The sequence below is a fragment of the Methylobacterium sp. Leaf94 genome (assembly GCF_001426045.1).
GTDB lineage: Bacteria > Pseudomonadota > Alphaproteobacteria > Rhizobiales > Beijerinckiaceae > Methylobacterium.
The window spans coordinates 278,311-297,270 of sequence record NZ_LMRM01000012.1 but is presented as its reverse complement, the minus strand read 5'-3'; the positions used below and the strand labels follow the sequence as shown (position 1 = coordinate 297,270).

The window sequence follows — 18,960 nt, the reverse complement described above, 5'->3', positions numbered from 1 at the left end:
TCGAGTCGAAACACGAACGGATTCCCATGCGACGCGCAGCCCTCGCGGTGACCACCCTTGCCCTCCTGACCGCCTCCGCCGGGGTCGCGGATGCCGCCAAGAAGAAGGTCCAGGTGCCCAACCGCTACGACGGCACCTGGAGCATCGAGGTGGTCACCCTCGACGGTCCCTGCGACCGTGCCTACCGCTACGGCGTCCAGATCCGGCGCGGCGAGGCGAGCTATGCCGGCGGCGAGTTCAACATCAACGGGCGCGTCTCGCAGACCGGCGCCGTGCGGGCGGTGATCTCCCGCGGCAGCGACGCCGCCGACGTGGTCGGCCGGCTGGGCCGCTCGGGCACCGGCAACGGCACCTGGAACACCACGGGGCTGATCGCCTGCAGCGGACGCTGGAACGCCGAGCGTCGCGGCTGAGGCCGCGCGTCGCGGCTGAAGCCGCGCGTCGCGGCTGAAGCCGCGCCCAGGATGGCCCTGTGATGGGCGCGCCACAACCGCGCGCCGATCGTCGTCGGACCGCCCGGTGCCGGACTTCTGCCCTTCTCCGGACCAAATCGCTGGTGAATACTCGCGTCGGATCGAGATCGATTTCGCACGGGGCTTCCGACGATGAAGGCTTTGCTGTTCGGCGCTTTGGTGACGACCGTGGGATGGGGCGCCGCGGCGGAGGCGGCAGGGCGCAATCCGGCGCAACCGCACGGGGTCATGTCCCCCCTCGAGCGGGCGGCGACGGAGTGCTTCGCCGAGACCGTGCTGTCCAACCCCGCCGCGACCCGGCACGCCCGCGCGGGCCGCTGGTACGAGGCCGCCGGCGTCACCGGCTTCCTGTGCCGCCCGGAGGTCGACGCGATGATCCAGGCGCATGATCGCCTCTACGGCCGCGGCACCGGCGCCCGCTACTTCCAGACCGCCTACACCCGCCATCTCGGCCAGCAGCTCGCCGAGCGCCTGCAGCCGATGCTGGAGCGCAAGTCGATGGCGAGCGCCGAGCCGCCGGTCGACAAGGTCGAGGCCCAGGACGGGGACAAGCCGGCCGAATAGGTCGGCTCCGCCCGAAACTTCTCCCGCCGATGGCCTCCGTTAACCGGCCTCCCCTTAGCGTGATGACGAGAGGACATCTCGAAGCCGGGACGGCATTGCTGACGATCCGTACCTGCTCCGGGCTGAACACCTTGGCGCGAACGGGGCACGCCGCGTGAGTTCTGACGACGATCCCATCGACCCTCTGCCGACGCCGCACCGCCCGCGCCTGGCGTCCGCCGCCCTCCGGCTGGCCACCCGGGCGGTCGACGCCGCTGCCGCCCAGCGCTGGCGGGACACCGCGACGATCCTGACCCTCCGGGGCGAACTCGCCGCCCAGGCGGCCTTGATCCAGTGCCAGGCCGACGCCCTCGCGGACATGACGCGCATCTTCGAGGCGGCCTCGGCCGAAGCGCGGATCGGCCTCTGGCAATGCGACCTCCCGGACGAGTCCCTGCGCTGGAGCGAGGGGGTCTACGACCTCTTCGAATTCCCGCGCGGATCCCCGGTGAGCCGGCCGGAGACCCTCGCCTGCTACACCGAGGAGGCGCGACGCCACCTCGTGGCCGTTCGAGCGGAGGCGATCGGCCGGCGCTCCCCCTTCACCCTCGATGCCGAGATCGTCGCCGGCCGCGGCAGCCGCCGCTGGATCCGCATCACCGGGTCGGTGGAGACCCGCGCGGGCGTTCCCGTGCGCCTGTTCGGGTTCAAGCAGGACATCACCGAGCAGAAGCTCAGCGCCGACCGCACGCGCTACCGGGCGGAATTCGACCGCATGACGGGCCTGGCGAACCGGTCGGTCTTCGACGAGCGCCTGGCGCAGCTGTCGGAGAGCGGGGCCTTGTTCCTGGTCGACCTCGACGGCTTCAAGGCGATCAACGACACCTACGGGCACGCCGTGGGCGATGTCTGCCTGCAGGAGGCGGCGCGGCGCCTGCGGGCGGCCTGCCAGGAAACGGATCTCGTCGCCCGCATCGGCGGCGACGAGTTCGCCGTCCTCGTGGAGCGGGAGGCCGACGGGCCGTTCTGCGAGGCGATCGGCCGGCGGATCGTCGCGGCCATGCGCGACCCCTACCACCATCGCGGCGTCTGCCTGCGGTTCGGCGCCTCCGTGGGCATCGCCCGGGCCGCCGCCTCGGCGCCGGCGGATCTCTTCACCCGCGCGGACGCGGCCCTCTACGCGGCCAAGGCCGCCGGCCGCGGCACCCTGCGCATGGCCCTGCCGCGCTGAGGACGCGTCCGCCCTCAGGCGGGCAGGACGACCACCTTCGTCTTCACCGGCGTGCGGGCGTAGAGGTGGATCATGTCCTGGCTCAGCAGGCCGACGCAGCCGCTGGTGATGCCCGAGCCGATCGTGTCGGGCTCGCTCGAGGCGTAGATCGTGTAGAGCGTGTAGGCGCCGTTCTGGTAGAGGTGCAGGGTGCGGGCGCCGAGGGGGTTGTCGAGGCCGCCCGGCATGCCGCGGGCGTACTTGGCCGCCTCGGGCTGGCGCCGGATCATCTCCGCGGGCGGGGTCCAGGTGGCCCATTCGGACTTGCGCCCGACATAGGCGTCGCCGCTCCAGCGGAACCCGTCGCGGCCGACATTGGCGCCGTAGCGCGTCGCGGTCCCGTCGCCCTCGACGCGGTAGACGTAGTAGTTGGCCGGATCGACGATGATCGTGCCGGCCGCCTCCTGGGTCGGGTACGGGACCGTGCGGCGGAAGTATTTCGGATCGACCCTGCTGATGTCGGTGGCCGGGATGGGGAACCTCTCCTCCGGCATCGGGCCGTAGATCTTGGCCGCCTCGGCGCGCAGGACGCCGTCCGAAGAGACGCAGCCGGCGAGCCCGAGGGCGCCGAGGCCGGCCCCCGTGCCGACCAGGAAGGACCGGCGGCTCAGGCGGCCCATTCGCCCGTCCGTCGTGCCGGACTCAACGTTCCTCGTGTCCCTCGTCATCGCAGGCGTCCCGTCTTCCCGTCGCGCGACGGGCCGACAGATCGCCCGGGTCCGCGCGGCCCCTATGGCCAAGCTGACAGTGCCGGTCCCCGGTCCGGCTGGCAAGCCGGGCGCCGGGGGCGGACGTCAATCGCGAGCAGGAACCGACCGATTGCGTCGCGGATGTGGCCGGGCGGGCTCCGGCGGCGCCTCAGCCGGGGGCGTCCGGGGCGGAGCGCTTGGCCCGGCGCAGGAACGGCAGCCCCGTGGAGGGCTGGCCGCGGGTCGCCTCGTGCATCTTCGCGATCCGGATGAAGCGGCCATAGGCGAGGACGCTGGCCATCACGAAACCGTCGAGGCCGGCGAGGAAGAAGCGCCGCAGGATGTAGAACTTCAGGAAGTTGAGGGGGTACTCGAACACCAGCCGCAGGCCGGTCTCGAAGCGCGAGCCGATCGGCTGCGTGTCGGCGGCGAGCTGCCCGACATAGTTCGACTTGGCGATGGCGTGGTTCCAGTCGCGAAAGGTGTGGTGCCAGACCACGGACCGGATCGTCACCGGCTTCGCGTCCGTGGTGATCGCGAGCTTGTCCCAGTTCGGGTTGTCGGTGGTGCGGGCCACCCGCCGGTCGTACAGGTAGATGTTCTCGGTGCAGAACGCCCAGGGCGAGGGGCGCGCGTGGTGCGGCAGCACCATCGCCTTGCGGACGATCATCAGGGACGGAATGTCGGCCCCCTGGAAGATCCCCCGGATCTCCCGCACGATCTCCGGCGTCAGGATCTCGTCGGCATCGACGCTGAAGACGTGGTCGTGCCGGCAGAGGTCCTCGCCGAAGCGCCGCTGCGGCCCGAACCCCTTCCAGGGGTTCACCACCACCCGCGCCCCGAGGGACTCGGCGATGGACACGGTGGCGTCCGCCGAACCCGCGTCGATGACGAGGATCTCGCACCGGAGCGGCAGCACCGAGCGGAGGCAGGCCGCCATGCGGTCGGCCTCGTTCAGCGTCCGGATCAGGACGGTGAGCCGGATGGGGGCGTTCGGGTCCCGGTGCGGATCCACGGTCGGGCGGCCCGGCTCAATCGTCCATCTTCAGGGCGGCGATGAAGGCCTCCTGCGGGATCTCGACCTTGCCGAACTGGCGCATCTTCTTCTTGCCCTCCTTCTGCTTGTCGAGGAGCTTGCGCTTGCGCGAGATGTCGCCGCCGTAACACTTGGCGGTCACGTCCTTGGACAGGGCCTTGATGGTCTCGCGGGCGATGATCTTGCCGCCCAGCGCCGCCTGGACCGGGATCTGGAACAGGTGGCGGGGGATCAGGTCCTTCAGCTTCTCGCACATGGCGCGGCCGCGATGCTCGGCGCGGGTGCGGTGGACCAGCATCGAGAGGGCGTCCACCGGCTCGGCATTGACGAGAATCGACATCTTGACGAGGTCGCCCTCGCGGTAATCCGAGATGTGGTAGTCGAACGAGGCGTAGCCCTTGGAGATCGACTTCAAGCGATCGTAGAAATCGAACACCACCTCGTTGAGCGGCAGGTCGTAGACCACCATGGCGCGCTTGCCGACGTAGTTCAGATCGACCTGGGTCCCGCGCCGGTCCTGGCAGAGCTTCAGGACGCCGCCGAGATACTCGTCGGGGGTGAGGATGGTGGCGCGGATCCACGGCTCCTCGATGGCGGTGATCTTCATCACGTCCGGCATGTCGGCCGGGTTGTGCAGCTCCTTGATCGTGCCGTCCGTCATCTGCAGGCGGTAGACCACGGAGGGCGCCGTGGAGATCAGGTCAAGGTTGAACTCGCGCTCCAGGCGCTCCTGGATGATCTCGAGGTGGAGCAGCCCGAGGAAGCCGCAGCGGAAGCCGAAGCCCAGCGCGGCGCTCGTCTCCATCTCGTAGGAGAACGACGCATCGTTGAGCCGGAGCTTGCTCATGGCGCTGCGCAGGGTCTCGAACTCGGCCGCGTCCACCGGGAAGAGCCCGCAGAACACCACCGACTGCACGTCCTTGAAGCCCGGCAGCATCTCCTTGCAGGGGCGCTTGTCCTCGGTGAGCGTGTCGCCCACGCGGGTGTCGGCCACCTCCTTGATCGAGCCGGTGAAGAAACCGACCTCGCCGGGACCGAGCTCGCCGATATCGGCCATCTTCGGCCGGAACACGCCGATCTTGTCGACGCCGTGGACGGCATCGGCCCGCATCATGCGGATGTTCATGCCCTTCTTGAGCACGCCGTCGACGATGCGCACCAGCACGACGACGCCGAGATAGACGTCGTACCAGCTGTCGACGAGGAGCGCCTTCAAGGGCGCGTCGCGGTCGCCCTTGGGCGGCGGCAGGCGCGTCACGATCGCTTCCAGCACCGCCTCGATGTTGAGGCCGCTCTTGGCCGAGATCGCCACGGCCTCGGAGGCGTCGATGCCGATCACCTCCTCGATCTGGGCGCGGATGCGCTCGGGCTCGGCCGCCGGCAGGTCGATCTTGTTGAGGACGGGCACGATCTCGTGGTTGGCGTCCAGCGCCTGGTAGACGTTGGCCAGCGTCTGCGCCTCGACGCCCTGCGAGGCGTCCACCACCAGCAGCGAGCCCTCGCAGGCGGCGAGGCTCCGGGACACCTCGTAGGCGAAGTCGACGTGGCCGGGGGTGTCCATCAGGTTGAGGACGTAGTCCTTGCCGTCCTCGGCCCTGTATTCGAGCCGCACGGTCTGCGCCTTGATGGTGATGCCGCGCTCCTTCTCGATATCCATCGAGTCGAGCATCTGCTCGCTCATGTCGCGCAGGGCCACGGTGCCGGTGGTCTGGATCAGGCGATCCGCGAGGGTCGACTTGCCGTGGTCGATATGGGCGACGATGGAGAAGTTGCGGATGTTGTCGATGGGGGTCGTTGTCATCGAGGATGCGATCTCCGGCGCGCGCGGCCCGCCGTCCAAGGGACGGACCCGGCGCACGGTTTCTTGGAATGGGAAACAGGTCGCCCGCAGATAGCAGTGCCGGCTCCGTGCGCCAAGCGCAGGCCCGGTGCGCCAAGCGCGCGCCGGACGCGGCCGGGGGCCGAGCCCGGCCCCGGGCTTGCGGCGGCCCGCGATTTCCGGCTGATTCCCCGCGCCCGCCGATTCGCGACGGTGGCCGCATCCTCGGAGCCGAGCCAGAACCATGAACCCGTTGGAGGGCGCCGGGCCGATGCCGGAGCTGGGCCACGTCCTCCTGGTGGAAGACGACGACGGCCTGCGCATCCTGGTGAGCCGGGCCCTGCGCGACAGCGGCTACCGGGTCACCGGATGCCGGAGCGGCGCCGAGATGTGGCGGCTCCTGCCGGAGGGCGGGGTCGACCTGATCCTCCTCGACGTCATGCTGCCCGGTGCATCGGGCCTCGACCTGCTGCGCGCCCTGCGGGCCCGCTCCACCGTGCCGGTCATCGTCGTCAGCGCGCGCGGCGAGGAGGCGGACCGGGTGCTGGGCCTGGAACTCGGGGCCGACGACTACATCGCCAAGCTGTTCGGGCGCCCGGAGCTGCTCGCGCGCATCCGGGCGGTCCTGCGCCGCTCCGTCCTGGCGCCGGCGGCCTCCCTGGGCGGCGAGACCCTCGTCTTCGCGGGTTGGCGCCTCGACCTGCGCAGCCGGGCCCTGGTCGATCCGGACGGCGCCGGCGTCGACCTCTCGGGCGCGGAATACGACCTCCTGCTGGTGTTCCTCGACCATCCCGGGCGGGTCCTCGGCCGCGAGCAGATCCTCGAACTGTCCCGGGCCCGCCTCGGCTCGCCCTCCGACCGCAGCGTCGACACCCTCGTCAGCCGCCTGCGACGCAAGCTCGACCCGCCCGAGGGCGAACCGCCGGTGATCAAGACGGTGCGGGGGTCGGGCTACATGCTGGCCGCGAAGGTCGAGCGCCGGTGAGGCGCCTGTTCGCCCTGTCGCGCAGCCTGGAGGCCCGGACCCTCGTCGTCCTCCTCGTGGCCATCCTGGCGGTGCATGGCGGGGCCCTGCTGCTCTATCGCCGATCGGCGGCCGCCGCCTCCGCCGAGGCCTTCGCCGCCCAGGTGGCGACACAGCTCGCCCTGGCCCGCGAGGCGGTGATGCGGCGCCCGCCGGCGGCGCGCAACGCCGAGGCCCAGGCCCTGTCCAACCCCCATTTCGAGGTCGCCTGGACGGACGCCCCCGCCCCGGCCGGGCGACGGAGCGACCCGGCCCTGGAGCCCCTGCACCAGCGCCTGACCGCCCTCGACCCCAGCCTCGGCCCCAACCTCTCCCTGGTGATGGAGGGCGACGCGGACCCGCTCCACCGGCTCGATCTCGGCGGCACGCTGGCGCTCCCGGACGGCAGCCAGCTGACCTTCCACTCCGCCCACGCCTCGGGCATGGCGCTGAGCAATCCCTGGGCCATGCTGGCCACCGCGATGGCGATCCTGGTCGGCCTCGCCGCCGTGCTGCTGACCCACCGGATCGCCCGGCCCCTGCGGGCGCTCGGCCACCTCACCGGGCTGATCGGCCACGCCGTCGGCCAGGGCCGGGTGGTCCCGGTGCCCGAGGTCGGCCCCGACGAGACCCGCGCGATCGCCCGCGCCCTGAACGGCATGCAGATGCGCATCCGCGACCTCGTCACCGAGCGGACCCAGGCCCTCGCCGCCGTGTCCCACGACCTGCGCACGCCGATCGCGCGCCTGCGCCTGCGCCTCGACGGCGTCGCCGACGACGGGCAGCGGCACGCGATGGCGTCCGACCTCGACGACATGCAGGCGATGATCGACTCGACCCTGGCCTACCTGCGGGGCGATGCCGATCCGGAGGTCCGGCGGGTAACCAACGTCGCCAGCCTGCTGATGAGCATCGCCGATGCCGGGCAGGATGCCGGACACGCGGTGGTGTACGAGGGGCCCGGCCGGGCACTCGCCGCCATCCGGCCGGTGGCGCTCCGGCGCGCCCTGGACAACGTGGTCGACAACGCCGTCCGCTACGGGGACCGCGCCCGGATCGGCCTGGCGCTCGCGGACGCGAGCCTGGAGCTCTGGATCGACGACGACGGCCCCGGCCTGCCGCCCGACGCGGTCGACCGGGCCTTCGCGCCGTTCACCCGCCTGGAAACCTCCCGCAACCGCAACACCGGCGGGACCGGCCTCGGCCTGACCATCGCCCGCCGGGTGATCGAGGCCGAAGGCGGCCGCATCGGCCTGGAGACCCGGCCCGGCGGCGGCCTGCGGGTGCGGATCACCCTGCCGCGCCCGGTGGGCTGAGGCGGGATCGGATCGGCGACGCGGGCGCGCCGCCGCGTGCCACACTTCGTCACGGACCCGGCATCGGGCAGCCAAACGCCTCGGCTACATCAGGTCTCGACGCAGCCGACGGGGCTGCGGGACACGAGGACGAGACCATGTCGCGCATCAGCATCACCCTTCTCTCCCTGGCCCTGATGACCGCCCTGGCGGGACAGGCCTCCGCCACGGAGGGCAACGGAAACTCCGAGAACCCGTCGCAGGCCGTCCCGAATACCGGCGGCGTCTCGGGCGGCCCGAACCACCATACCGAGCGCGGCGCGCCCGCCACGATGCCCGAGAGCGGCAAGCCCGTGCAGGCGGCCAAGGACGGCCACACCCACACCCACGCCAAGACGCACACGCACGACAAGAAGTGAGGGCGCGACGGAGCCTGCAGGGCCGAACGCCGATCCGTGCGTTCGGCCCGGCGCCCCCGGTCCCGCGCAGGGGTCCGGGCCCACGCCTAATCCGCCGGCGCGCCGTCCCCGGCCCGGACCTGGGCCGCCATCGCCACCAGGGCCTTGCGCAGGGCGCCCATCTCGCGGACCGGCTCCGGGTAGAGCACCCGCGCGGTCCGGTCGCCGGTGAGGAGATCCATCCCCTCCGGGTCGAGGCCGGTGAGCCGCCACGGGCCGGGCTCGGCTCCGGCGGCCTGGGCATAGAGGGCGAGGGCGTCGGCGTGGTCGGCGTTCATGTGCGCGACGGCCCCTTCCTCCCCCGCCACCAGCCCTTCCGCGCCGGTGAGGTCGAGGCGCAGCTCGTCGGCCGTCAGCACGGCGGCCTTGGCGAACCCGCCGTTGAGGTGCCCGGCCGTGGGCGCGAGGGCGAAGAAGCCGAAATCGGGGAAGTCGGCGTAGAGCTTCGACTTCGGATGCCGGGCCACGAAGCGGGCGCGGGCCCGCGGCTTCAGGGTCTGGGTCACCCGTCCCGTGACGGTGAGGCGCGGATGGGCGAGCGGGTCGCCCTTGCCGCCGGCGCTGAACAGCAGCGAGGCGCGCGGGTCCTTCAGCAGGTTGCGGGTATGGGCCGAGAGCCGCGAGAGCAACATCAGGGGCGTGCCGTCGACATCCGTGGCGATGGTCACCAGGGAGGCGAAGGGCGTGCCGTCCTCCGGGTCGAGGGTGGCGAGCGCCCCGGAGCGGATGCTGCGCAGGAGATGGCGGGCGAGGCCGATCGCATCGAACGGCGCCTCGGAGGCCGGCAGCGGCACCGCCGGCCCGCGCCGCTCCCCCCCGGTCCTGGTCTCGCCTTCGGCCATCTTGGTCTCGCCCTCGGCCATGAAGATCCCCCTCGATTCGGTGCCCGCGGACCGGCGCTCAGGCCGCGTTCAGCCGCCGGATCATAGCCAGGGTTCGGGGCTCCGCACGAGGGCACCGGACTGCGGCCCGTTGGCATCAGTCAAGCGCCAAACGAACAAACGACCGAGGTCGCTCGCTTTTTCAGCATATTGCCATTACACAGCCTGACTCTCCGCGCGAACGCGGCCCGCCTCCCCGGCACGGTCGCCACCGCGTTTTTGCCGATCTCTGCCCTCTGTCCGCGACGGAGGATGGGGTGGGATGCGGAGGGGCTGGCGCCATCAGACGTCCGCCGAGCCGCATCCGAGCAACAGGACACGCGCATGCCGACCATCGCCCTCGTGGACGACGACCGAAACATCCTCACCTCCGTCTCGATCGCGCTCGAGACCGAAGGGTACCGCATCCAGACCTACACCGACGGCGCCTCGGCGCTGGACGGCCTGAAGCATTCCCCGCCCGATCTCGCGATCTTCGACATCAAGATGCCGCGCATGGACGGGATGGAGCTTCTCAGGCGTCTGCGGCAGAAATCCGACCTTCCGGTGATCTTCCTGACCTCGAAGGACGAGGAGATCGACGAACTGTTCGGCCTGAAGATGGGCGCCGACGACTTCATCCATAAGCCGTTCTCGCAGCGCCTCCTCGTGGAGCGCGTGAAGGCCGTGCTCCGGCGCTTCGCTCCGAAGGACGGCCCGGGCGCCGCCGCCCGCGAGGCCGATGCCGCCGCCCGCTCCCTGGAGCGCGGCCTCCTGATGATGGACCCCGAGCGCCACACCTGCACCTGGAAGGGCGAGCCCGTCACCCTGACGGTGACGGAGTTCCTGATCCTGCAGGCCCTGGCCCATCGCCCCGGCGTCGTGAAGAGCCGCAACGCCCTGATGGATGCGGCCTACGACGACCAGGTCTACGTCGACGACCGCACCATCGACAGCCACATCAAGCGCCTGCGCAAGAAGTTCAAGGTCACCGACACGAGCTTCGACATGATCGAGACGCTCTACGGCGTCGGCTACCGCTTCAAGGAGAGCTGAGGCCCGGCCCGGGCCTCCATTCCCTCCCGCAACGCTGTTCCCTCACCACCGGACGCTCGTGGCCACCACAGATCAAGGCGAAATCCCGTCGCGCGGCATGCTGGGTTGGCCGCGCCAGATCTGGAACGGGATCGGCCAACGGGCCTCGTCGAGCCTGACGCGACGCATCGTCGTGCTCAACCTCGTCGGGCTGATCGCGCTCCTGTTCGGCTTCCTCTACCTGAACCAGTTCCGCCAGGGGCTGATCCAGGCGCGGGTGCAGAGCCTCCTGATCCAGGGCGAAATCATCGCCGGCGCCATCGCCTCCTCGGCCTCGGTCGAGACCGACACGATCCGGATCGACCCCGACAAGCTGCTCCAGCTCCAGGCCGGCGAGGCCGAAGAGCCTTCCTCCCCCCTCACCTTCTCGCTGAACCCGGAGCGGGTGGCCCCGCTGCTGCGGCGGCTGATCACGCCCACCGGCAACCGCGCCCGGGTCTACGACCAGGAGGGCGGCCTCCTGTTCGATACCCGCACCCTCTCGGCGCGGGGCGAGATGAACCGCAGCGACCCGGATGTCCGGCCACGCAAGCGCACCTGGCTGGAGAAGGCCTGGGAGGGCGTGCAGGCGAAGCTCGGGACGAAGCTCGGCGGCGACGGCGCGCCCCCCGGCATCGAGGATGTCGGCCCGGCCAGCGGCCACGGCCTGAAGGAGGTCCAGGTGGCGCTCACGGGGGCCCGCGGCACCATCGTCCGCCGCAACCCGGCGGGCGAGACCATCGTCTCCGTGGCGGTGCCGATCCAGCGGGCCAACTCCGTGCGCGGCGCCCTGCTGCTGTCGACGCAAGGGGGCGACATCGACCGCGTCATCGCCTCGGAGCGCTTCGGCCTGCTGCAGGTCTTCCTGATCGCCGCGGCGGTGATGCTCGTCCTCTCGATCCTGCTCGCGGGCGCCATCGCGGGGCCGGTGCGGCGCCTCGCGGATGCGGCCGAGAAGGTGCGGCTGGGCATCAAGTCCCGCGAGGAGATCCCCGACTTCACCGGGCGCACCGACGAGATCGGCCACCTGTCGGGGGCCCTGCGCGACATGACCCAGGCGCTCTACCGCCGGATCGACGCCATCGAGAGCTTCGCGGCCGACGTGAGCCACGAGCTGAAGAACCCCCTCACCTCGCTCCGCAGCGCCGTCGAGACCCTGCCGCTGGCCAAATCCGATGATTCGCGCGGGCGCCTGCTCGCCATCATCCAGCACGACGTGAAGCGCCTCGACCGCCTGATCTCCGACATCTCCGATGCCTCGCGCCTCGATGCCGAGCTCGCCCGCGCCGAGGCCCGCCGGGTCGACATGCGCAAGCTGATGACCACCGTCGTCTCGGTGGCCAACGAGCGCCGGCGCCCGAAGGACGCGGCGATCCAGTTCGACGTGGACACGCCCGCGGGCGAGATGGACGCGCCCTTCACGATCTTCGGCCACGACAGCCGCCTCGGCCAGGTGGTGAACAACCTCCTCGACAACGCCCGCTCGTTCTCGCCCCCCGATGCCAAGGTGCGGGTGGCCCTGCGGCGGGTGCGCAGCGACGTCGAGCTCATCGTCGAGGACGAGGGCCCCGGCATCCCCGAGCACGCCCTGGAACGGATCTTCGAGCGCTTCTACACCGACCGCCCGGAGCAGGGCTTCGGCCAGAATTCGGGCCTCGGCCTCTCGATCTCGCGCCAGATCGTCCAGGCTCATCGCGGCACGATCCGGGCCGAGAACCGGCCCGGCCCGGCCGACGAGGACGGCGAGCCGACGGTGCGCGGCGCCCGCTTCATCGTCCGCCTGCCGGCCGTGACCCGCTGAGCGGGGAGGCCGGCCGCGCCATGGGCGATCCGTCGAGCCGCACCGATTCGGTGCATGCCACCTGCATCGCCCTCGGCGACGCGGGCCTGCTCATCCGGGGAGCGTCGGGCGCCGGCAAGTCGACCCTCGCGCTCCTCCTCCTCGACCGGGCGGAGCTGATGCAAGGGTCGGCGCACCTCGTGGCCGACGATCGGGTCCGGCTGACCCGCGCGGGCGAAACCGTGGTGGCCCATGCCGACCCCGCCCTCGGCGACCGGATCGAGGTGCGGGGCCTCGGCCTGCTCCGGGTCGCGGAGGTCCTGCCCCGCGTTCCGGTTCGCCTGGTGGTCGACTGCGTCGCCGACGCCCCGCGCCTGCCCGAGAGCCCCTTGAGCCGCACGCCGCTCCTCGGCCTCGACCTGCCGGCCCTGCGCCTCGACGCGGCCCTGCTGCGCTCCGGCCTCGCGCCGCGCCTCGTGCTCGATGCCCTGGCCGCGTGCTCCGGCGTGGCAAGCGGGACGCACCGTCCGGTCTTGCGTCTGCCGCCGCTCCCGAGACCGTAGCGCCGGTGCCACCAGCGTGGCATGATGATGACGTTCGAGCACACAAAATGCCGCATTCACCTTGCGCTCGACCTTGCGCTGCACAAAATGGCGGCTCCGCTCACAAGGCGTTGGAACCCGCGTCGATGATTGGAATGGTGCTCGTCACCCACGGGCTATTGGCGACCGAGTTCAAGGCTGCCCTTGAGCATGTCGTCGGGCCGCAGAAACAGATCGAGACCATCACCATCGGTCCCGAGGACGATATGGAGCTGCGCCGGCTCGACATCATGAATGCGGTCAGCCGCGTGAATACCGGCAAGGGCGTCGTCGTGCTCACGGACATGTTCGGCGGCACGCCCTCGAACCTCGCCCTCTCGTGCATGAACGGCGGCCAGGTCGAGGTGGTGGCGGGCATCAACCTGCCCATGCTCATCAAGCTCGCCAGCGTGCGCGATGCCGAGCCCCTCGGCGACGCCGTCCTCCACGCCCAGGAGGCCGGCCGCAAGTACATCAACGTCGCGTCGCGCGTGTTGGCCGGCAAATAGGCTTTCTTCCCTTGCTTCCACGGCTTACAGGCAGTCTCGGGCCCCTGGCATGAGCGGTGGGCCGGCCGAGGCCGCAGGATGCGGCGCGGCGCGCCAGCGAGGGGACGGCCGACGCCCATGAGCTACGACGACGACGACGCCGAGGACAGCCTGCCGCCGGTGCCCGAGGGCGGGCTGATCCAGGTCCTTCCGATCATCAACCGGCGCGGCCTGCATGCCCGGGCCTCGGCCAAGTTCGTCCAGACCGTCGAGCGCTTCGATGCCGCCGTCACGGTGACCCGTTCGGGCGAGACGGTGGGGGGCCGCTCGATCATGGGCCTCCTCACCCTCGGCGCCGCGCAGGGGACCTCGATCGCGGTGGTGACCTCGGGCGGCGACGCGGAGGCCTGCATGACGGCGATCACCGACCTCCTCGCCAACAGGTTCGGCGAGGACGAGTAGGCGGAGGGGCGCGGCGCGCTCCCCTCAGGCGCGGCGGCCGAACCGCTCCGGCACCCCCTCGCCCGCGACCTGTCGCCAGAGAACGGCCTGCGCGCCGTGGCCCAGCGTGATCGTGGCCGCGACGATGGCATCGTCCCGCCGGGTCAGGGCGACCGTGGCCTGCCGACGCTGCGCGAACAGCCGCGTCACCACCCGCACCAGGGCCGCCTCCGACGGATCGCCGATGATCGGGGCGGACGAAACCTCGGCATCGAGGAGCAGGAACTCCTCCACCGCATCGCGGACGAGGCCCGGCTCGCTGACCCGCTCGACCTGCGCCGGGTTCGCCCGCACGCCGACGAGGCTGTGGGCCGGGATCCCGGCGCGGCGCGGGACGGCCCGGAGCGGGGCGATGGCGGTCTCCGGCCTAGGCGCGGCCACGGGCTCGAGCGCCAGGACGGCGCGGGGACGCAAACGGCGCAGGCAATCGGCCACGGCCGCGCGCACGGGCTCGAAGCAGGCCGGGGCGATGGCCGGGGTGAGCGTCGTGCCATGGGGCTGCCAGAGGCCGATCCGCTCCTGGCCCCAGAGGGTGTGCGGCATCGCCAGCGGCAGCACGGCGGCGAGCTGGTCGGGCCCCTGCCCGGTCGCCCAGGCGAGGGCGAAGACGAGGTCGCGCCCTCCCGCCTGATGCTGGGCCACCGACAGCAGGTGGTCGGGATCGGACAGGACCGGATCGGCGACCCGGGCGCGCACCAGCAGCGCACGCCACGCCGCGATCTCCGCCTCGCTCACCGCCGCCGCCCGGCGCAGGTCGACGCGCCAGGACACGGATGCCCCGATCGGCGAAGCGGGCGCGCGCTCGGTGGCATCGGCCAGAGAAGCGCCGGCCACCGAACCCGCGACCACCGAACCTCCGGCCGCTGCGCCGCCCTCGATCACCGTGAAGCGCTGTCTCATGTCCCGATCCGATCCCGCCGACGTCCCATTCCGGGACACTGGGGCGCCCCGAGGCGCCAGTCGGCATTAAGATTTCAAGATCGGTGCCGCCCGTTTCCGGACGGGATGCCTCCTAGAGCATGTTCAAGCGAGGGGGATTCCGGCTCGCGTGAAGAAAATGCGGCCACACAACAGATCAGGGCAATTTCGGTGATCCAGAGATCACCGAAATTGCCCTAGCCGCCCGGAATCGCCAGGGGATTGTGGGTCAGCGCCGCCGCGTCGGGCGCATCGATGCGCGGCCGTCCGAGGAAGGCGTCCCACAGGCGGGTGACGAAGGCCGGGTCGAGGTCGCGCAGGATCAGGACGAGGCGCGAGCGATGGTCGGCATCGGGCCAGGCCTCGAGATGGACCGGGGCGTGGATCACGTGCTGCACCCCGTGCACCACCAGCGGCCGGTCGGGGGCATCGGCCAGGGCCACGAGCCCCTTCAGGCGCAGCAGGTTCGGACCGTGGGCCGAGCGCAGGAGATCGAGGAACATCTCGAAGGCGGCCCGGGGCACGGGCACGTCGCTGGTCAGGCTGAAGGCCCGGATCGCGGCATCGTGCCGGTTCACGTCGTGCCGGTGGTGGCCGTGGTGGTGGTGCCCCGCGTGGTCGTGCCCGTGATGAGCCTCGCGCGCGGCCTCTTCGCCGAGCCAGGCGCGCACGTCATCGCTCTTGCCGTCGAGGCCGAACAGGCCGCCGAGGAGCTCGGCGGGCGCCACCGCGGCCGCATGCAGGGGCGCCGTCGGGTTCAGGGCCCGCAGGCGCGCCTCCAGGGCGCGGCCGTCATCCTCCGCCAGATCCCGTTTCGTCACCACGATCTGGTCGGCCACCGCCACCTGCCGCACGGCCTCGGCATGGGCGTCGAGGGTCGCGGCGCCGTTGACCGCGTCGACCACGGTGACGACGCCCTGCAGACGGTACCGGATGACGAGATAGGGGTGGTAGATCAGCGCGTGCAGGATCGGGGCGGGGTCGGCGAGGCCCGTCGTCTCGATCACCACCCGGCGAAAGGGCTGGATGCGGCCGTTGTCTCGCTTGCGCAGCAGGTCTTCCAGCGTCGCGATGAGATCGCCCCGCACCGTGCAGCACAGGCAGCCCGCCCCCAGCAGGACCATGTCCTCGTCGATCCGCTCGATCAGCAGATGGTCGAGGCCGATCTCGCCGAACTCGTTGACGATGACCACGGTGTCGGCCAGCGCCGGATCGCGCAGCATCCGGTTCAGCAGCGTCGTCTTGCCGGCCCCGAGGAAGCCGGTGAGGACGGTGAGCGGGATCGGCTCGGGCGCGCGGGGATCGGGCTTGGACAGGTTGGTCATCCCCCTGACCTAGCCCTCCGGGCGGCGGCGCTCAATCCTCGTGGGTGTTATAATGTTACAGAACACACACGTGTGGGGTTGGCACATGGGGCTGAAGCAGGGCCGTCGTCCCGGAACGCATGATGTAACGCATACCGTCATTCCGGGGCGCCGAAGGCGAGCCCGGAATCCAGAACCGCTGACTTTGGACAGTCCTGCACCCTCGGCGTGTCTGGATTCCGGGCTCCGCTCCGCGGCCCCGGAATGACGTGGGGCTGAAACGGACCCGTGGGCGAGGCCGGCCGCACCGCGCGAACCGCCCCCCGAAACCGTCCTACTCGTCCGCCTGGGCCTTGCTGGCCGCCTTGGTCGCCTTCGCCTTGGCGGCGGCACCGGCCGGCTTGTTCTCGGCCTTGGCACCCGCCTTGGGGGCCGCCTTCGCCGCCGGCTTCTTGACCGCGCCGACCTTCAGCTTCGGCGCGCCCTCCATCACGGGCGTCGACTCGGCGGGGGCGTAGGCGCTGGCCGTGGCCGGAACGCCGGCCTTGCCGCGGGCGAGGGCCTTCTTCGGCTCGGGCTTGGCGGCGGCCTTCGGGGCGGGGGCGGCCGCCTTGGCCTGGTGGGCGGCCTCGCGCTTGGCCGCGACCGCCTCGAGCTTGGCCTTGCGGGCCTCCGCGAGCTTGGCGGCCTTCTCGGCCTTCTCGGCCTCTTCCTGCTCGTTCAGCGCGATGGCGCCCTCGGCCGGGTCGCGGCCGATCCAGACCAGGATCGGCTGCAGCGGGGCGCGGGGCGGCAGGGCGCGGTTGCGCAGGGCGGCGCTGTTCATGGTGGCGAAGGCCAGCGCCGCGGAGGGCGGGGCGGCGGCGGCCATCAGCTGCGCGTTGGCGTTGTCGGCGCTGGCGCCCGCGGCGCTCGCGCTGGCCGTGATGGCGCCCTGGCCCTCGTCCACCGGCATCGGCTTCTTGCGGTCGCAGATGTAGGGCCGCATGTCCGGCGGCTCCGAGAGGCCGGAGGACGGCAGGGCGTCGAGGGTCTGGGCGCCCCAGCCGGGGGACTGGCTGAAGCCGTAATCGAACAGGTCGGCCGCCTTCAGGTCGCGCTCGCGGGCGCTGGGCTGGCCCATCACCACGGTGAGGATGCGGCGTCCGTTGCGGGTCGCGGTCGCCACCACGTTGAAGCCGCCCGAGCAGATGAAGCCGGTCTTCATGCCGTCGGCGCCGGCATAGCGGCCCAGGAGACCGTTGTGGTTGGCCATCACCGAGCGGCCGAACTGGATCGCGCTGATCGAGAACAGCGCGCGGCTCTCGGGGAAGTCGCGGATCAGGGCGCGCCCGAGGACCGCCATGTCGCGCGCCGAGGTCCATTGCCGGGCATCGGGCAGGCCGTTGGGGTTGGTCCAGCGGCTCTCGCGCATGCCGATGCGCTGGGCGGTCTCGTTCATCATCTGGGCGAAGCCCTCGACGGAGCCGCCGAGATTCTCGCCGATCGCCCAGGCCACGTCGTTGGCCGACTTGACCATGATGATCTTCAGGGCGTTGTCGAGGGTGAGCTTGGTGCCCGGGCGGAACCCCATCTTCGAGGGCGGCTCGGCGGCGGCCGCCGGCGAGATGGTCAGGAGCGTGTCGAGGGAGAGCTTGCCCTGCCGGACGAGGTCCAGGGCGACGTAGGTCGTCATCAGCTTGGTGATGGAGGCCGGGAACCACGGGTCCGTGGCCGCCTGCCCGTAGATCACCTTGCCGGAATCGACATCGACCACGAGGATCGGTGCGGTGGTGGCGCTCGCGGAACCCGCACCCAGCAGGCCCGCCGCCACCGCGAGACCGACGACGAGGCGCCTCAACAATCCGTTCGACATCAGGCCTGTCTCAAGAAGGAACGCCCCGGCCCGATCGATGATCGGCCCTGGCGGGAAGCCGGTCAACGGCCAAGCTGGCATGCCACCCCTCCGGGAGCGGCGGCAAGCGCGCCTCGCCGGATCGTGACACGGTCTCCACAAAGCCGCGTTCCGTGGCAGGAGCATGGCAGAGCCTCTCGCAGACGCGAGAGGCCGGCGGAATCATGGTATACCGCCGCCCTCCGCATGGGTGGGGGCCGCCGGGCCCCGTGGTGCCCGCGCCGGGGACCGCTTATGTGCGCGTGGGGCGCTTATCGCGGCCGACGGATGTTTCAGAGGATGGGGTGCGCTTGGCCCGGACGGTTCGCCGGGGCGGGTGCCGAGGACGTGATGGCGTACGCAGTCAAGGAACTGTTCCACACCCTGCAGGGCGAGGGCGCGCAGGCCGGCCGCGCGGCGGTGTTCTGCCGCTTTGCCGGCTGCAATCTCTGGTCGGGCCGCGAGGAGGACCGCGCCACCGCGGCCTGCCGGTTCTGCGACACCGACTTCGTCGGGATGGATGGCGAGGGCGGCGGGCGCTTTTCCACGGCGCCGGACCTGGCCGACGCCATCGCGAAGACCTGGGCCGGCGGGCCGCGTCACCGCTACGTCGTGTTCACCGGCGGCGAGCCGCTGCTCCAGCTCGACGACGCCCTGATCGCGGCCGTCCACGCAGCCGGCTTCGAGATCGCGGTGGAGACCAACGGCACCCTGGCGGCCCCGGCCGGGATCGACTGGATCTGCGTCAGCCCCAAGGCCGGCAATCCCCTGGTCCAGCGCAGCGGGCACGAGCTCAAGCTCGTCTTCCCGCAGGCGGAGGCCGCCCCGGACGCCTTCGCGGATCTCGACTTCCGCCACCACTGGCTCCAGCCCATGGACGGGCCGGACCGGCTCGCCCACACCGCCGAGGCGGTCGCCTATTGCCGGCGCGACGCGCGCTGGCGCCTCTCGCTCCAGACCCACAAGATCATCGGGATTCCCTGAGGGTCCCTGCC

Annotated in this window: 19 protein-coding genes; 12 read left to right on the top strand and 7 right to left on the bottom strand. The window is 71.5% G+C overall.

Going from position 1 to position 18,960, the window contains the following annotated elements; genetic code table 11:
- Positions 1 to 26 precede the first annotated feature (26 nt).
- From ASG63_RS09780 to ASG63_RS09770, 3 genes are all read left to right on the top strand, one after another.
- A complete protein-coding gene (locus tag ASG63_RS09780; RefSeq protein ID WP_056215104.1) occupies positions 27 to 413 on the top strand; it encodes a hypothetical protein in 387 nt (128 codons plus the stop codon).
- A 192-nt stretch (positions 414 to 605) separates the two neighbouring features.
- Positions 606 to 1,037 (top strand): hypothetical protein, encoded by a 432-nt coding sequence (locus ASG63_RS09775; protein ID WP_056215101.1) that lies wholly within the window; start codon positions 606 to 608, stop codon positions 1,035 to 1,037.
- 154 nt (positions 1,038 to 1,191) lie between these two features.
- Positions 1,192 to 2,247, top strand: a complete 1,056-nt coding sequence (locus ASG63_RS09770; protein WP_244479861.1) for a GGDEF domain-containing protein — start codon at positions 1,192 to 1,194, stop codon at positions 2,245 to 2,247.
- Between the two features lie 14 nt (positions 2,248 to 2,261).
- On the opposite strand, the gene ASG63_RS09765 is transcribed toward ASG63_RS09770, so the two are convergent.
- The 3 genes from ASG63_RS09765 to lepA form a co-directional block, all read right to left on the bottom strand.
- Entirely contained in the window at positions 2,262 to 2,954 is a 693-nt protein-coding gene (locus ASG63_RS09765) for a L,D-transpeptidase (RefSeq protein WP_056215097.1), read from the bottom strand.
- A gap of 190 nt (positions 2,955 to 3,144) precedes the next feature.
- Complete coding sequence (locus ASG63_RS09760) at positions 3,145 to 3,990, bottom strand: glycosyltransferase family 2 protein (protein WP_244479860.1); 846 nt, start codon at positions 3,988 to 3,990, stop codon at positions 3,145 to 3,147.
- A 16-nt stretch (positions 3,991 to 4,006) separates the two neighbouring features.
- Positions 4,007 to 5,812 carry a translation elongation factor 4 gene (gene lepA / locus ASG63_RS09755; protein WP_056215406.1) on the bottom strand — a complete coding sequence of 602 codons (1,806 nt, stop codon included), beginning with the start codon at positions 5,810 to 5,812 and terminating at the stop codon, positions 4,007 to 4,009.
- Between the two features lie 262 nt (positions 5,813 to 6,074).
- Between lepA and ASG63_RS09750 the strand changes: the two genes are divergently transcribed.
- The 3 genes from ASG63_RS09750 (at position 6,075) to ASG63_RS09740 (ending at position 8,547) form a co-directional block, all read left to right on the top strand.
- Positions 6,075 to 6,815 (top strand): response regulator transcription factor, encoded by a 741-nt coding sequence (locus ASG63_RS09750; RefSeq protein ID WP_056215094.1) that lies wholly within the window; start codon positions 6,075 to 6,077, stop codon positions 6,813 to 6,815.
- Positions 6,812 to 8,149 (top strand): ATP-binding protein, encoded by a 1,338-nt coding sequence (locus tag ASG63_RS09745; protein ID WP_056215091.1) that lies wholly within the window; start codon positions 6,812 to 6,814, stop codon positions 8,147 to 8,149. Before ASG63_RS09750 ends, ASG63_RS09745 begins: the two co-directional genes overlap by 4 nt.
- A gap of 137 nt (positions 8,150 to 8,286) precedes the next feature.
- Complete coding sequence (locus ASG63_RS09740; RefSeq protein WP_056215088.1) at positions 8,287 to 8,547, top strand: hypothetical protein; 261 nt, start codon at positions 8,287 to 8,289, stop codon at positions 8,545 to 8,547.
- Between the two features lie 86 nt (positions 8,548 to 8,633).
- Here ASG63_RS09740 and ASG63_RS09735 read toward each other — a convergent pair whose 3' ends face one another.
- A complete protein-coding gene (locus tag ASG63_RS09735) occupies positions 8,634 to 9,449 on the bottom strand; it encodes a HugZ family pyridoxamine 5'-phosphate oxidase (RefSeq protein ID WP_200957541.1) in 816 nt (271 codons plus the stop codon).
- A 342-nt stretch (positions 9,450 to 9,791) separates the two neighbouring features.
- Here ASG63_RS09735 and ASG63_RS09730 point away from each other — a divergent pair, with 342 nt between their 5' ends.
- The 5 genes from ASG63_RS09730 to ASG63_RS09710 all read left to right on the top strand — a co-directional run bounded on the left by ASG63_RS09730 (position 9,792) and on the right by ASG63_RS09710 (position 13,831).
- Positions 9,792 to 10,502 (top strand): response regulator transcription factor, encoded by a 711-nt coding sequence (locus ASG63_RS09730; RefSeq protein ID WP_055947774.1) that lies wholly within the window; start codon positions 9,792 to 9,794, stop codon positions 10,500 to 10,502.
- Positions 10,503 to 10,599: 97 nt separating this feature from the next.
- Positions 10,600 to 12,321 carry a sensor histidine kinase gene (locus ASG63_RS09725; RefSeq protein ID WP_082559243.1) on the top strand — a complete coding sequence of 574 codons (1,722 nt, stop codon included), beginning with the start codon at positions 10,600 to 10,602 and terminating at the stop codon, positions 12,319 to 12,321.
- Positions 12,322 to 12,341: 20 nt separating this feature from the next.
- Positions 12,342 to 12,863: an HPr kinase/phosphorylase gene (locus tag ASG63_RS09720; protein WP_056215082.1), complete on the top strand. Its 522-nt coding sequence runs from the start codon at positions 12,342 to 12,344 to the stop codon at positions 12,861 to 12,863.
- Between the two features lie 125 nt (positions 12,864 to 12,988).
- Positions 12,989 to 13,390 (top strand): PTS sugar transporter subunit IIA, encoded by a 402-nt coding sequence (locus tag ASG63_RS09715; protein ID WP_055947765.1) that lies wholly within the window; start codon positions 12,989 to 12,991, stop codon positions 13,388 to 13,390.
- A gap of 117 nt (positions 13,391 to 13,507) precedes the next feature.
- Positions 13,508 to 13,831: an HPr family phosphocarrier protein gene (locus ASG63_RS09710; RefSeq protein ID WP_056215079.1), complete on the top strand. Its 324-nt coding sequence runs from the start codon at positions 13,508 to 13,510 to the stop codon at positions 13,829 to 13,831.
- 24 nt (positions 13,832 to 13,855) lie between these two features.
- On the opposite strand, the gene ASG63_RS09705 is transcribed toward ASG63_RS09710, so the two are convergent.
- The 3 genes from ASG63_RS09705 to ASG63_RS09695 all read right to left on the bottom strand — a co-directional run bounded on the left by ASG63_RS09705 (position 13,856) and on the right by ASG63_RS09695 (position 17,947).
- Positions 13,856 to 14,770, bottom strand: coding sequence for a hypothetical protein (locus tag ASG63_RS09705; protein ID WP_056215075.1), 915 nt, complete (start codon positions 14,768 to 14,770; stop codon positions 13,856 to 13,858).
- 215 nt (positions 14,771 to 14,985) lie between these two features.
- A complete protein-coding gene (locus tag ASG63_RS09700; protein WP_056215072.1) occupies positions 14,986 to 16,113 on the bottom strand; it encodes a CobW family GTP-binding protein in 1,128 nt (375 codons plus the stop codon).
- A 313-nt stretch (positions 16,114 to 16,426) separates the two neighbouring features.
- On the bottom strand, positions 16,427 to 17,947 hold the full coding sequence (locus tag ASG63_RS09695) for a D-alanyl-D-alanine carboxypeptidase family protein (RefSeq protein WP_056215067.1): 1,521 nt from the start codon (positions 17,945 to 17,947) through the stop codon (positions 16,427 to 16,429).
- A 369-nt stretch (positions 17,948 to 18,316) separates the two neighbouring features.
- Between ASG63_RS09695 and queE the strand changes: the two genes are divergently transcribed.
- Positions 18,317 to 18,949: a 7-carboxy-7-deazaguanine synthase gene (gene queE / locus ASG63_RS09690; protein ID WP_056215062.1), complete on the top strand. Its 633-nt coding sequence runs from the start codon at positions 18,317 to 18,319 to the stop codon at positions 18,947 to 18,949.
- The last annotated feature ends 11 nt before the right edge of the window (positions 18,950 to 18,960 follow it).

What these genes read in the sequence shown, in the direction of transcription:
- ASG63_RS09775 (WP_056215101.1), top strand. Translation starts at nt 606, where the DNA reads ATGAAGGCTTTGCTGTTCGGCGCTTTGGTGACGACCGTGGGATGGGGC.
- ASG63_RS09705 (WP_056215075.1), bottom strand. Translation starts at nt 14,770, where the DNA reads ATGAGACAGCGCTTCACGGTGATCGAGGGCGGCGCAGCGGCCGGAGGT.
- ASG63_RS09700 (WP_056215072.1), bottom strand. Translation starts at nt 16,113, where the DNA reads ATGACCAACCTGTCCAAGCCCGATCCCCGCGCGCCCGAGCCGATCCCG.
- ASG63_RS09715 (WP_055947765.1), top strand. Translation starts at nt 12,989, where the DNA reads ATGATTGGAATGGTGCTCGTCACCCACGGGCTATTGGCGACCGAGTTC.
- ASG63_RS09730 (WP_055947774.1), top strand. Translation starts at nt 9,792, where the DNA reads ATGCCGACCATCGCCCTCGTGGACGACGACCGAAACATCCTCACCTCC.
- ASG63_RS09780 (WP_056215104.1), top strand. Translation starts at nt 27, where the DNA reads ATGCGACGCGCAGCCCTCGCGGTGACCACCCTTGCCCTCCTGACCGCC.
- queE (WP_056215062.1), top strand. Translation starts at nt 18,317, where the DNA reads ATGGCGTACGCAGTCAAGGAACTGTTCCACACCCTGCAGGGCGAGGGC.
- ASG63_RS09695 (WP_056215067.1), bottom strand. Translation starts at nt 17,947, where the DNA reads ATGTCGAACGGATTGTTGAGGCGCCTCGTCGTCGGTCTCGCGGTGGCG.
- ASG63_RS09725 (WP_082559243.1), top strand. Translation starts at nt 10,600, where the DNA reads ATGCTGGGTTGGCCGCGCCAGATCTGGAACGGGATCGGCCAACGGGCC.
- lepA (WP_056215406.1), bottom strand. Translation starts at nt 5,812, where the DNA reads ATGACAACGACCCCCATCGACAACATCCGCAACTTCTCCATCGTCGCC.
- ASG63_RS09750 (WP_056215094.1), top strand. Translation starts at nt 6,075, where the DNA reads ATGAACCCGTTGGAGGGCGCCGGGCCGATGCCGGAGCTGGGCCACGTC.
- ASG63_RS09740 (WP_056215088.1), top strand. Translation starts at nt 8,287, where the DNA reads ATGTCGCGCATCAGCATCACCCTTCTCTCCCTGGCCCTGATGACCGCC.
- ASG63_RS09710 (WP_056215079.1), top strand. Translation starts at nt 13,508, where the DNA reads ATGAGCTACGACGACGACGACGCCGAGGACAGCCTGCCGCCGGTGCCC.
- ASG63_RS09720 (WP_056215082.1), top strand. Translation starts at nt 12,342, where the DNA reads ATGGGCGATCCGTCGAGCCGCACCGATTCGGTGCATGCCACCTGCATC.
- ASG63_RS09735 (WP_200957541.1), bottom strand. Translation starts at nt 9,449, where the DNA reads ATGGCCGAGGGCGAGACCAAGATGGCCGAAGGCGAGACCAGGACCGGG.
- ASG63_RS09765 (WP_056215097.1), bottom strand. Translation starts at nt 2,954, where the DNA reads ATGACGAGGGACACGAGGAACGTTGAGTCCGGCACGACGGACGGGCGA.